Source organism: Arthrobacter koreensis (assembly GCF_009193255.1).
Classification (GTDB): Bacteria; Actinomycetota; Actinomycetes; order Actinomycetales; family Micrococcaceae; genus Arthrobacter_B; species Arthrobacter_B koreensis.
Map to the genome: position 1 here is coordinate 102,932 of NZ_WACG01000005.1, position 12,283 is coordinate 115,214.

The 12,283-nt window shown below is 66.2% G+C and carries 12 protein-coding genes; 3 read left to right on the forward strand and 9 right to left on the reverse strand.

Translation table 11 applies throughout. The annotated features are described in order from the left end of the window. Positions 1-17: 17 nt before the first annotated feature. The 3 genes from GD628_RS11215 to mca are packed head-to-tail and all read right to left on the reverse strand — an operon-like array spanning position 18 to position 3,401. The gene (locus GD628_RS11215; protein ID WP_152274773.1) at positions 18-2,117 is read right to left on the reverse strand and encodes a thioredoxin domain-containing protein; all 2,100 of its coding nucleotides are present in this window, start codon (positions 2,115-2,117) and stop codon (positions 18-20) included. A 5-nt stretch (positions 2,118-2,122) separates the two neighbouring features. After that, a complete protein-coding gene (locus GD628_RS11220) occupies positions 2,123-2,440 on the reverse strand; it encodes a hypothetical protein (RefSeq protein WP_091606778.1) in 318 nt (105 codons plus the stop codon). Between the two features lie 52 nt (positions 2,441-2,492). Next, on the reverse strand, positions 2,493-3,401 hold the full coding sequence (gene mca, locus GD628_RS11225) for a mycothiol conjugate amidase Mca (protein ID WP_226802495.1): 909 nt from the start codon (positions 3,399-3,401) through the stop codon (positions 2,493-2,495). Between the two features lie 60 nt (positions 3,402-3,461). On the opposite strand from mca, the gene GD628_RS11230 reads away from it, so the two are divergent. Together GD628_RS11230 and greA are read left to right on the forward strand one after the other, a co-directional pair. Beyond that, complete coding sequence (locus GD628_RS11230) at positions 3,462-3,950, forward strand: DUF4307 domain-containing protein (protein ID WP_226802496.1); 489 nt, start codon at positions 3,462-3,464, stop codon at positions 3,948-3,950. Positions 3,951-4,169: 219 nt separating this feature from the next. After that, positions 4,170-4,682: a transcription elongation factor GreA gene (greA, locus tag GD628_RS11235; protein ID WP_152274775.1), complete on the forward strand. Its 513-nt coding sequence runs from the start codon at positions 4,170-4,172 to the stop codon at positions 4,680-4,682. A gap of 16 nt (positions 4,683-4,698) precedes the next feature. Here greA and GD628_RS11240 read toward each other — a convergent pair whose 3' ends face one another. The 6 genes from GD628_RS11240 to GD628_RS11265 form a co-directional block, all read right to left on the reverse strand. Beyond that, on the reverse strand, positions 4,699-5,307 hold the full coding sequence (locus tag GD628_RS11240) for a rhomboid family intramembrane serine protease (RefSeq protein WP_091606787.1): 609 nt from the start codon (positions 5,305-5,307) through the stop codon (positions 4,699-4,701). A 2-nt stretch (positions 5,308-5,309) separates the two neighbouring features. Beyond that, positions 5,310-6,551 carry a threonine ammonia-lyase gene (gene ilvA, locus GD628_RS11245; RefSeq protein ID WP_091606790.1) on the reverse strand — a complete coding sequence of 414 codons (1,242 nt, stop codon included), beginning with the start codon at positions 6,549-6,551 and terminating at the stop codon, positions 5,310-5,312. Beyond that, positions 6,548-7,819, reverse strand: coding sequence for an AI-2E family transporter (locus tag GD628_RS11250; protein WP_152274776.1), 1,272 nt, complete (start codon positions 7,817-7,819; stop codon positions 6,548-6,550). The genes ilvA and GD628_RS11250 overlap by 4 nt, the downstream gene beginning before the upstream one ends. A 56-nt stretch (positions 7,820-7,875) precedes the next feature. Then, positions 7,876-8,802 (reverse strand): aldose 1-epimerase family protein, encoded by a 927-nt coding sequence (locus GD628_RS11255; protein WP_152274777.1) that lies wholly within the window; start codon positions 8,800-8,802, stop codon positions 7,876-7,878. A gap of 46 nt (positions 8,803-8,848) precedes the next feature. After that, entirely contained in the window at positions 8,849-9,565 is a 717-nt protein-coding gene (locus tag GD628_RS11260) for a GAF and ANTAR domain-containing protein (RefSeq protein ID WP_091606798.1), read from the reverse strand. Between the two features lie 151 nt (positions 9,566-9,716). Continuing rightward, positions 9,717-10,565, reverse strand: a complete 849-nt coding sequence (locus tag GD628_RS11265) for a Bax inhibitor-1/YccA family protein (RefSeq protein WP_091606800.1) — start codon at positions 10,563-10,565, stop codon at positions 9,717-9,719. A 352-nt stretch (positions 10,566-10,917) separates the two neighbouring features. Between GD628_RS11265 and GD628_RS11270 the strand changes: the two genes are divergently transcribed. Further along, the gene (locus GD628_RS11270; protein WP_152274778.1) at positions 10,918-12,273 is read left to right on the forward strand and encodes a branched-chain amino acid ABC transporter permease; all 1,356 of its coding nucleotides are present in this window, start codon (positions 10,918-10,920) and stop codon (positions 12,271-12,273) included. Positions 12,274-12,283 lie beyond the last annotated feature (10 nt).

Here is a 12,283-nt window from a genome sequence, read left to right on the forward strand (position 1 = left end):
CAGCGTCAGTTCGCGGATCAGCGGCCTGCGGCCAGCTCTGCCTCGAGTTCCGGAACCGTGTCCACCGGGCGGCGGCACACCATCCCCCGGCAGACGTAAGCCAGGGCCGGGGCCTGTGTTTCCCGTCCCTGCAGGAGCCCGACGCCGTCCGCTTCCCCGTGCGCGATGACCAGTCCCGGACCGCCCGCGCCGCGGCCTGCGGCAAGCAGCCGCGCAACGGCGTCGGGATCCGTGCCCGTGACCGCCAGTTCCTTCGGGCCATCCAGGATGAACCGCTGCACGGCCATGGACCATCCCACGGCCTGCGGAATGGCCGGACCTGCCCTCCGCACGTGGGCCGTGAGACCTTCCGCAAGTTCACGGTGCCGCCCCGGCCCGCCGTAGGAGGAAGAGCTCAGCAGCACTCCGGCCAGCAGGGCGGTTCCGCTGGGAACCGCGTCGTCGAGCGGGTTGGCGGCGGTGTATCCGCCCTGTGCCTGCCGGATCTGCTCCGGCTCCTGCGCGGTGTCTGAGAGTCCTTCGGGTCCCAGGAAACGTTCGACGGCGGCGGCCGCCAGGTCCTGCGCAGCATTGTGCCAGCGGGTGTTGCCCGTCGCGGCATACAGCGCGAACAGGCCTTCCGCCGCCCCGGCATAGTCCTCCAGCAGGCCTTCAATGCCCTGCGCCTGCCCGTCGCTTGAAACCCGGCGCAGTGTCCTGCCGTCCCAGTGCACGTCCAGGAGGTATCCGGCGGCGGCCTCGGCCGCCGGCAGCATCCAGCCTTCAGCCAGGCCGGCGTCGGCCAGTGCCAGTGCCGCGTCTGCCAGCCCGGCGATGGCCAGGCCGTTCCATCCCGCCACCACCTTTCCGTCGCGTTCGGGCTGCGGGCGCTGGGAGCGTACCTCCGCCAGCGCCGTCCGCGCGTCGTCCCAGATCCGGGCCTGGGCCTCATCGGGTACAGCCCTGAGCCTGAGTGTGCTGCCCGGAAGGCGGTGCGACGCGCCGTCGTCGGCGTCGAGCTCCAGCAGGTCCAGCGCTGCGGACCCGGCCCCCAGGACTGCCTCGAGCTGCGCCCGGGTGAAGACGTAGGTTGCGCCCTCCACCCGCTGTCCGTCCACCAGGGTGTCAGCGTCAAGGGAGGACGCGAAGGCTCCTCCGGCCACTCCCAGCTCTGCTGCCATCCAGCGGGCGGTCCCGCTGGTCACCCGCAGCGCCAGCGACTTCAGGTCAGCCGTAGCGGCCTGGCGGGAGTAGAGCGCGTAGATCCGGAGCAGCTGGGCGTTGTCATAGAGCATCTTTTCGAAATGCGGAACCTGCCACCGGCGGTCAACTGCATACCGGGCAAACCCGCCGCCTACGTGGTCATAGATGCCGCCAAGCGCCATGGCCGTGAGGGTGCGTTCGGCAAGCGCTGCAGCGGTGCCGGCCGTCAGGGAGCCACTGGAGGCGTGGGCAAGCAGAAACCGCAGCAGCGGTGAGGGCGGGAATTTTGGTGCTCCGCCGAATCCGCCGTACTCGGAGTCCTCCGCGGCCGCCAGTGCCTCGACGGCAGCGTCCAGTGCCCCGGCAGAGCCAGCACCCGCGTCCGCAGGCGGCACCGCGGCAGAGAGGTTTCCCAGCAGGTTACGGTTGACTGCCTGGTTTGAGGCGAGATGAGCCGCTATCTGTTCCGCACTTCGTTCAACCTCACTGCGGCGGTCCTGCCAGGCCCCGGACACTGCCTCAAGCACCTGGCCGAATGAGGGCGTGCCCTGCAGCTGCCGGGGAGGGAAATAGGTCCCGGCATAATAGGTCCTCCCGTCCGGGAGGGTGAAAACACTCATCGGCCAGCCGCCCTGGCCGGTCAGTGCCTGCGTGGCCGCCATGTAGGCGGAGTCGACGTCGGGGCGTTCTTCCCGGTCCACCTTGATGCTGACGAAGTCCCGGTTCAGGATCCGCGCGATCCCAGGGTCCTCGAAGGATTCGTGCGCCATCACGTGGCACCAGTGGCAGGCAGCGTATCCGATGGAGATGAAGACAGGCACGTCCCTCCGGCGGGCCTCCTCGAAGGCTTCGTCGCCGAACGGCCACCAGTCAACCGGGTTTCCGGCATGCTGGCGCAGGTAGGCGGAGGCCTGGTTCTTCAGCCGCTCCGCCATGGGGATTATCCTGCCGGGTTGGAGCTCGGTCGCCGCGGCTCAGTTCCGTCGGCCGGAACCGTGTCCGGGGCCGTTTCGGGCGCACCGTCCACAGGACCGCCGTCGGCCGCCTCCTCGCCTTCACCGGTGACCTGGGCACGGTACCGGACCCGGCGGATCCGCTTGACCATGTCCCGGATCAGGAACACTACGCACAGGGCCAGGAACAGCGTCGCCAGGAAACCCAGCAGGCCGGGCGTGATGTCCCCCTCCTCGAGGCCGGGTTTCAGGTCTCCCTCGATCGGGGAGGTGACGGTGAGGGTGAGGCTGTACAGCAGGTTCACGGGGTTTCTCTCTCTTGGCAGAAGGCGGCGCACCGGGCGCCGGATCTACCCTCTATCGTATGCCAGCAAAGAGGTCTGTTTCAGGCACCTGTGACGGGACCCGGGATTCGATCAGCGAATAGTCTTCCCACGGCCACACCTGCCGCTGCAGGTCAGTGCTCACGGCGAAGAAGAATCCCTCCGGGTCAACCTGGGTACGGTGTGCCTTCAGCGCCTCGTCACGCACGGGGAAGTACTCTCCGCAGTCAATCTGCGTGGTGGTGGGATGCAGCGGTGCCGGAGGCTGGTGGCCCTCGCTGTCGGCTTCGAGCCAGGCGGCAAGCCGTTCCGCGTAGGGAGATTCAAGGCCGGCCTTCGTCAGCGCATCATGGAGGGCACGGAAGCGTTCCGGATTGAAGCCGCGGTCGTAGTAAAGCTTCAGCGGTTCCCACGGGGCACCGGTGCCGGGGTACTTCGCGGCGTCGCCGGCAGCGTGGAAGGCTTCCACCGCAACCTTGTGCGCCATGATGTGGTCCGGATGGGGGTAACCGCCATTTTCGTCGTAGCTGATGATCACATGGGGGCGGAACTCACGGACCAGCTTCACCAGCGGAGCAGCCGCCGTTTCAAGCGGTCGCAGCGCGAAGCAGCCGGCGGGAAGCTCGGGCAGCGGGTCCCCTTCCGGGAGCCCCGAGTCCATGAAGCCGAGCCAGCGGTGTTCAATGCCCAGGGCAGCCTGGGATGCTGCCATTTCGGTGCGCCGCAGTCCGGCGAGGTCCCGCTTGGCAGCGGGGACGTCTGCGGCGGCAGGATTGAGCACGTCGCCGCGCTCCCCGCCCGTGCAGGTGGCAACCATGACGCGCGCACCCTGGGCCGCGTAGGACGCCATGGTGGCCGCGCCCTTGCTGGCCTCGTCATCGGGGTGGGCGTGAACCGCCAGCAGGCGCAGTTCTCCGGGCAGTGAATTGGTTTCGCTGGACAACGCGGTTACTCCTGACAGCCGGCGGATCGCGCCGACAAGAATGTTCGATAAAATGAAACAGTGAGCACTAAGGACAGCATTCCGGATCATACTGGGGATAGCACTGCCGGTGTACCGGCTTCCGAGCGCCCAGCGGACGGTCTGTCGTCCGAATCAAGATTAGCCAATCGGTATGGCGCACCCAAGCCGGGGCTGAGTGCCCGCACCAAGATTGTCCTGGGCTCGCTGGCAGGCGCCGCGGCCATCGGTGCCGTGGTTTTCATGGCCATTCCTTCCGGAGCGGGAACCCTGACCTCCAAGGATGTCGGTTTCACCATCCCGGATGCGACGTCCGCCGTCGTCGACTTCAATGTCACCAAGCCCGCGGAGGCCACGGTGGACTGCGCTGTCCAGGTTCTGAGCGACAGCTACGCGGTGGTCGGATGGAAGACTGTGCGTATCCCGCCGTCGGAAGACCCCACGGTGTCCCTGAGTACCTCGGTCAGGACTGATTCCCTGGGCGTCACCGGCGGAGTCAACGCGTGTTGGATCGTGGAGCAGGATTCCTAGCCGTTTTCCGCAGCCGGTTACGCGCCGGGGAGAATGCCGGTCCGCATGTCTTGGGTTTATGCCTCCCGCTGACTAGTATGGAGGCTACGTTATGCCCCGCCCAGGTGATCGCCGGATCAAATCCGAGCAAACCGGTCACCGTCCGGCGGGGTCTTTGCTTGTAAGGCCATCCAGCCTTCGCGCAATTTCAGCCAAGCCGAACCCTCTTCCCGGGTTCGGATGTCATATAAGGAGAGACCCGTGTCTACCAACAGCGCATCTGTCGCCTGGCTCACCCAAGAGTCTTACGACCGCCTGAAGGCGGAGCTGGACCACCTTTCCGGCCCGGGCCGGACTGAGATCGTAGCCCGCATCGAGCAGGCGCGCTCTGAAGGCGACCTGAAGGAGAACGGCGGCTACCATGCAGCGAAGGAGGAGCAGGGCAAGGCTGAAGCCCGCATCCGCCAGCTGACGCAGCTGCTCGAGAATGCGCACGTCGGCGAGGCTCCGGCAGACGACGGCGTGGTGGAACCCGGCATGCTGGTGGAAGCCAGGATCGCCGGAGACGTTGAGCGGTTCCTGCTTGGCAGCCGTGAAATCGCCGGTGACAGTGACATCGATGTCTACAGCGAGAAGTCACCCCTGGGCGCCGCCATCAACGGCCTGCGCGCCGGCGAATCAACGGCCTACACTGCACCCAACGGCAAGAGCATCTCCGTGGAGATCGTGTCCGCCACTCCGTACACCGGCTAAGCCAGACGACGGTTTCTCAGGAACGGGTCCGCCAGCCGGCGGGCCCGTTCCTGTTTTCCGGGCCGGTTTGCGGTCCCGTCCTTGGCCGCCGCAGAAGGATTGCGGCTACCACTCCCCCGGCCGCGCCGAAAAGGTGGGACTGCCAGGACACTCCGGCGGCCGTCGGCAGCACGCCCCACAGCAGCGAGCCGTAGATCAGGAAGAGCGCCCCGCCCAGCAGGATCTGCATGAGGTCCCGGTTGTAGAAGCCGCGGACCATCAGATAGGCGAACAGGCCGAACACGACGCCGGAGACGCCGATGGTCAGTCCCCCGCCAAAGAGCCACACCCCGATCCCGGACGCGAGCCAGCAGATCGCCAGCACCGCCCCGAAACGGCGCAGGCCTTCCAGCAGCACGAGGAAAGCGAACGCCAGCAGCGGCAGGGAGTTGCTGATGAGGTGCCCGGTCCCGGCGTGCAGCAGCGGGGCAAACAGGATCCCGTCCAGGCCCTGGAGCTGCCGGGGCAGGATTCCCAGGCCGGGCAGCAGCGTGGACTGGAAGGGCAGGGTCAGGAAATAGATGATCCACAGGCCCGCGGTAAGGCAGGCGGCAAGGACCAGTGCGCTCTTCGCCCGCTGCTTCATGGCTATCCGTGGAGGACTACGGGGTGGAAGCCTTCGGCCCGCAGGTTCTGCAGAACCTTCTCACAGTGCTCATGGCCCTTGGTTTCCATGTTGATGGTGATTGCCACGTCGCCCATGCTGATCGATCCTCCAACCCTGGTGTGGTCCACTCCGGTGACGTTGGCGTCCGATTCCGCGATGATCCGTGAAATCGTGGCCAGCGAGCCCGGACGGTCATCCAGCAGCATCCGCACAACCAGGTAGCGGCCGGCGGCCGCGAGGCCGCGCTGGATCACTTTCAGCATAAGCATCGGATCGATGTTTCCGCCCGAGAGGATCACTGCAGTGTTGCCGGGGTTCTGGATTTTTCCGTCGAGCAGCGCTGCGACACCAACCGCACCGGCGGGTTCGACCACCAGCTTGGCGCGTTCCAGCAGGAAGATCAGGGCACGTGCCAGCGAATCCTCGCTGACCGTAACGACGTCGTCGACCAGTTCCTTGATGATCGAGAAGGGGAGCTGTCCCGGCCGGCCCACGGCGATGCCGTCGGCGATGGTGGAGACCTTACTCAGCGGCACCAGGGCATCCGCCGCGAGGGAGGGCGGGTAGGCTGCGGCGTTCTCCGCCTGGACGCCGATGATCCGCACTTCGCGGCCCAGCTCCCTGGCACGTTCCTTGATGGCGACGGCGACGCCGGCCAGCAGGCCGCCGCCGCCGACACCCATCAGCACGGTGTCCAGGTTGGGGATCTGCTCCAGCAGTTCCAGGCCGAGGGTTCCCTGTCCCGCCACGATGTCCACGTTGTCGAAGGGGTGGACAAACACGGCACCGGTTTCGTCGGCGTAGCGCTGGGCCTCAGCGAGTGCTTCGTCCACGTTGTGGCCGTGCAGCACCACCTCGGCGCCGTGGCCCTGCGTGGCCGCGAGCTTGGGAAGGGCAACTCCCAGGGGCATGAAAATCCGGGCCTTGATACCCAGCCGTGCTGCGGCAACGGCGACGCCCTGGGCGTGGTTGCCTGCCGAAGCGGCCACGACCCCGCGCGCCTTCTGTTCCTCGCTGAGCTTTGCCATCCGTACGTAGGCACCGCGCACCTTAAAGGACCCGGCCCGCTGGAGGTTCTCGCACTTGAGGTAGACCTCGGACCCGGTGAGCCGTCCCAGCGCCCGGGACTGCTCAATGGGAGTGTGGGCAATAACCCCGTCCAGCAGCTTTGCGGCCGCGTGGATGTCGTCAAGGGTTACCGGCAGCTGGGGTGAATCGGTCAACGTGGGTTCTCTTCTGTGGTTGCGGTTGGTTCTTTGTCCTGGTCTGAGCCGGGACGGAGGAGGGCAAGGTCCTCCTCTTCCTCTTCTCCCCCGGGCTCCGGAGGTGCCGAGCCCGGCGGCCCGAACTCGGCGTCCCGCTGGAGCAGCGGGTCCTGTTCCCACTGCCGGCCGGCGATGTAGCGCACGGTGGCGTTCAGGATAGCCATCAGGGGAACGGCGAAGAGTGCGCCGGGGATGCCTGCAACGAGGCTGCCGCCGGTAACGGCAAGGATAACTGCCAGGGGATGCAGGGAGACTGCCTTGCCCATGATCAGCGGCTGGAGGATGTGGGATTCGATCTGCTGGACCACCAGCACGATGATCAGCATTACGACGGCGTTTGGCCAGCCGTTGGCGACCAGCGCCAGGAGCACGGCAATACCACCGGTGACGAATGCACCGATGAGCGGGATGAAGGAGCCCAGGAATACCAGGACCGCCAGGGGAAGCGCCAGCGGCACGCCAATCAGCGCCGCACCTCCGCCGATGCCGACGGCGTCGATGAACGCCACCACCAGCTGGACGCGGACGTAGTTGGTCATGGATTCCCAGCCGCGCATTCCTGCGCCGAACGCTGCAGGCCGGGCCCGCCGCGGCATCAGTCCTACGGTGAACCGCCAGATCTTGCGCCCGTCGAGCAGGAAGAAGACCAGTGCGAACAGTGTCAGGAGGATTCCGGCCGCAAAGTGCCCGGCACTGGCGCCAACGCTCACGGCCCCGGAGAGGATGCTGCCGGTGTTGTCCTGCAGGGCGGACGTCGCCTCGTTGATCAGCTCGTCGATTTGGGTTGAGGTGACCCTGAGCGGGCCGTCTACCAGCCAGCCCTGGACCTGGTCGAAACCTGCGCTCACCTCGTCCCAGAGATTACGGAAACCCAGGGCGAGCTGCCGGCCCACTAGGGTCAACGCCGCAACAATGAGGCCGAGGAAAGAGACGATCGTGACGGCAACGGCAAGGCCCGAGGGAACCTTGTTCCGGCGCAGCCATGAGCTGATCGGAGCAAGCAGCCCGGCAAGGAGGGCTGCGATCATCAGCGGGATAATCAGCAGGGAGAAGTGTCCGAGCAGCCACACCAGCCCGGCACTGACGATCAGTACTACACCAAGCCGCCAGGCCCAGGATGCACTGACGCGCAGTGCGTAGGGGACGTCGTCGCCTGCACGGTTGGCGCGCACCGCGGCGGCCTGAACGGCCTTGGGCGCGGCAACCCTGCGCGCATGTGGTCTCATGGGCTCATCTTTCCATAGTCAACTGGTCATTCCCTGACCTTTACGGCACCCCTGGATCAGAGGTCAGCCTGGATTCCCCACTCGGCACTGAACCCTGCCCCGGGTTCCAGCCAGCGCAGTCCTTCGCCGGAATTGAAACAGTTGGCCGGGGCCGTCATGGGTTCCAGGGCAACCGCGCAGTCCCGCCCCGGGAACTTGTCCGTGACGAAAACGTGGACATAGCCAAACTCCGGATCCGCCCAGAGCTGGACGCTGCGTCCGTCGGGAGCGCTGAGGCGGTGGCGGTAGAGCCCGTCGCGCAGCGTGAGGTCCGCGAACGCGGCATCCAGGTCAAGATCGCCTACCCGTTTGCCGGAGCGCAGGTCGTCGATGCCTTCCGCAGGCACCTGCCCGTTGGGAATCAGGGCGGCATCCGTGCTGAGCCGGGTACCGGCGTCTACGCGCAGCACGAGGTCCTCGCTGGGCACCTCGCCCAGCCGGAGGAAGGGATGGGCGCCAAGCCCGAACGGGGCGCTGCGCGTGCCCAGGTTCCGCAGCCCCTGGCGGACCCTCAGTCCGCCGTCGGCGTCGAGCCCGTAGCGGACCTCGTGGATGAGGTGGAAGGGATAGCCGTGCTGGGGGAAGATTTCGGCGCTGAGCAGCACCGAGTCCGCTGTGCTCTCCGCGAGGCTGTATCCGGTGTTCCGCAGGAGGCCGTGGATGGCGTTCTGCAGCTTGGGTTCCGTGATGTCCAGCTGCTGTTCTTCCCCGTCCAGCTGCCAGCGCGCTCCGGCGATGCGGTTCGCCCACGGTGCCAGGAGAATGCCTGCGGCCGACGGCGGAATGCTCCCGTCCGCGTAGGTTTCAACCAGCTGCGTCCCCGCTACGGTATAGCTGCGCAGCCCCCCGCCCAGGGAAGCGACGACGGCGGCCGCGTCCCCGCGTTCAAGGAGGTACTGAGTTCCCGTAGCCGGCAATGCTGCATCCGTGGTCCCAAAAGTCATCTTCTAAGCCTAGACCCGGCACCGCCCGGCACCGCCAGCGTGCACCTCATTCCTCGAAGTGTGTCCGAACCCGGTCCGTCACGGCTGCCACCACCGATGCAGCGACGTTGCGGATCTTGATGTTGCGGGTGTTGGAGACGCTGCGCAGGATCTCCACGGCAGTTTCCTGGCTGCAGCTGTTCTGGGCCATGATGATGCCCACAGCTATATCCACGACTGTCCGGGACTCCAGGGCAGCCTGGAGGTTTCTTGCCCGGTTCAGGTGGCCGTCGATCCGCAGCGCGAGCCGCAGGCTCCGGGATGCCTCGGCGGCCGTGCGTTCCACCGCCCTCAGCGTTCGGGGCTGGAAGAGGTGAGGCCGGGGAGAAAACGCGCACAGGACACCGCGCGCGCTGCCTTCAAGCGCCAGCGGAACCGCGGCCAGGCTGCGTACGCCTTCCTCCGCGCTGCTGCCGGGGAAGCCGCGCCACCGGCGTTCGGTCCAGGCATCCGTAACCACAACAGGCATACCGGTGACGGCGGCCTCTGCCACCGGTCCTGGTTCGGCACAGGCCGGCACTGACATCCGGGCCGTGCGGTCGTCGCTGTGTCCTTCGGCCCGCGTCCGCCGCGGACGGTCGATCAGCAGTGAGCATCCCAGCACCTGGCTTCCGAGTATCGCCAGGGACAGTACCGCTGCCTCGGACATATAGGCCTGCAGTTCCTCGGCCCCCAGCAGCAGCTCCTGGAAGGCGGCAGCCGGCACAGGATTCACCTCAGTCACGATTCCCCCTCGATCACTGACTCCAGATGGTACGTACCCAGCAGGGCCCGCAGAAGTGAAACCGGGTTAAACAGCGGCGGGACCGCAGCTTCCGTGCTGCGGTCCCGCCAGTGTTCACGTTGCCGGTGGCGTTGCCCGGCCTGTCAGCGCGCTAGTCGTCGCCGCGCAGGATCGCCAGGATGCGGATGATTTCCACGTACAGCCAAACCAGGGTTACGGTCAGACCGAAGGCGGCGGTCCAGGAGTAGCGCTGCGGCGCACCGGCCTTGACGCCCTGTTCAATGGAGGTGAAATCCATGATGAGGGAGAAAGCAGCCAGGCCCACGGCAAGCAGGCCAATGATGATGCCCAGCGGAATGCCCGCAATCTCCACGCCGCGGACGCCCCACGGATCATCGACGACGCCGAAGATCATCAGGCCGACGTTCACCAGTGAGAAGACTGCGTAGCCGATGATCGCAATCATGAAGAAGCGCACGGCCTTAGGGGTTGCCCGCACCTTGCCGCTCTTGAACAGGAACAGGGTCACGGCGAAGACTGCCAGGGTCCCGACGACGGCCTGCAGACCGATTCCCGGGTACATTGCGTCCAGCACCGCGGTCAGGGCACCGAGGAACATGCCTTCGAGAAGCGCGTAGCCGAGGATCAGCGCGGGAACCGGCTCACGCTTGAAGGCGTTGACCAGGCCGAGGACGAAACCGCCCAGCGCACCGACGATCATCAGCAGGCCGGCAGCACCGGGCAGCACGAAGACCGGGATCGCAGCACCCAGCAGGACAACCGCCAGGCAGCCGAGGGTCTTCATGATGACGTCGTCGTACGTCATCCGCCCTGTCTCCCGCGGACCGGCCGCAGGTGCTGAGTAAAGGTTCTGCAGGTCCTGTGAGCTCATAGGATCCTGGCCCGCGAAGGGGCCGCCTGCAGGAACGGTGGGCGCTCCGCCGCGGGTTTGGGAACGGAAATTCTTTCCGTTGAAAACCGGGTTGCCGCCTAATGCCATGAAAGTGTCCTCCGTCTTGGGGGGCTTGGTTAACGTTCAGCCTACCAATGGGAACGAACGGGCGGGGAGGATGATTCCGGCCCCGGCCGGTGCGTTTGGTAACGGTTTGGTACGCGGCGGGTTCAAAACCTTCCCGGGACTTCCATAATGAATCACCCCCGGCGCAGTCGTTACCTGATCGCGACACAAGGTCGCTCAATCGGTCACCCGACCGAAACAATCGCCGGGTAGCATGATCACCACTCGTGACACACATCACAAGGTCACATGTAAATTGCGCCGACAAACGGCGCATATATACCCCCGGCGGAGGTAATTCACTTTGGGAAGAATATCGGCACTCGCCCGGTATATGGGGATGCTAGCAGCGGTGGTCGGCGTATTTGCCGGCCTGCTGCTTGCCGCCCCAGCCGTGCATGCAACGACAGCTCCACCCCCGGCATCTGAATCAACGGCGCCGGAGAGCAGTACCGAAGCAACAGCGCAGGACTCCGAAGACTCCGGAGGGGACGAAACATCCAATGGCGCCGAGTACCAGGACCGCATCAGCGGCGTCCTGCGGAACGCCGGCGCACCGGTTGCCGGGGTGACCATCAAGGCGAGCGGCAACGGCTATGAAGCTGAAACCGAAACCGCGGAGAATGGCTCCTGGTCTATCGGAGTACCCGAGCAGGGTGCATATGAAGTGGAGCTCGATGAATCCACCCTCCCCGAGGGCGTAGCGCTGGCCGAGGGCCAGCAGAACCCGCGCACCGTCACTTTCGCCGGAACATCGAACATCACCACGCTCTTCCTCCTGGGCGAAGGGATCGTCCTCCAGGGCGACACCTTCGGCACCAAGCTCATCGAGCGGGCGGTCGCCGGGCTCAGCTTCGGACTGCTGCTGGCGCTGAGCGCCGTCGGCCTGTCCCTCATCTTCGGCACCACCGGGCTCACGAACTTCGCCCACGGCGAGATGGTCACCTTTGGCGCAGTCCTGGCCTTCGGCTTCTCGGCACTCGGCCTGCCGCTCTGGCTGGCCCTGGTCCTGGCGGTGGTCGGCGGCGCCGGGCTGGGCTACGTGCAGGACGCCGGGCTGTGGAGGCCGCTGCGCAGGCGCGGCACCGGCCTCGTCCCCATGATGATCGTGAGCATCGGGCTGGCTCTGGCCCTGCGCTACACCATCCTCTTCTTCTTCGGCGGAGCAACCCAGCAGCTTCCGGACTCCCAGAGCCCGATGCTGGAACTGGGACCGGTCTCCATCTCACGGAACAATCTTGTCTCGCTCGTGGTCTCGCTGGTCGTGATCCTGATCGTTGCTGCCCTGCTGCTGCGCACCCGGATCGGCAAGGCCACCCGCGCCGTCGCCGATAACCCGCCGCTGGCCGCCGCCTCGGGCATCGACGTCGACCGCGTTATCCGCATTGTCTGGATGGCAGGCGGCGCGCTGGCCGCACTCGGCGGCATCCTCTGGGCGTATTACCGCCCCGGTGTCTCCTTCAACATGGGCCAGCAGATCCTCCTGTTGATCTTCGCGTCCGTGACGCTCGGCGGTCTGGGCACCGTTTTCGGTGCCCTGATCGGCTCGATCATCGTGGGTCTCTTCGTGGAGATCTCCACCCTCTGGCTCGAGGCGGACCTGAAGTACGTCGGCGCGCTGCTCATCATGATTCTCGTCCTCCTGGTTCGGCCGCAGGGTATCCTCGGCCGCCGAGAGCGCATAGGTTAGGGGCCTCGAC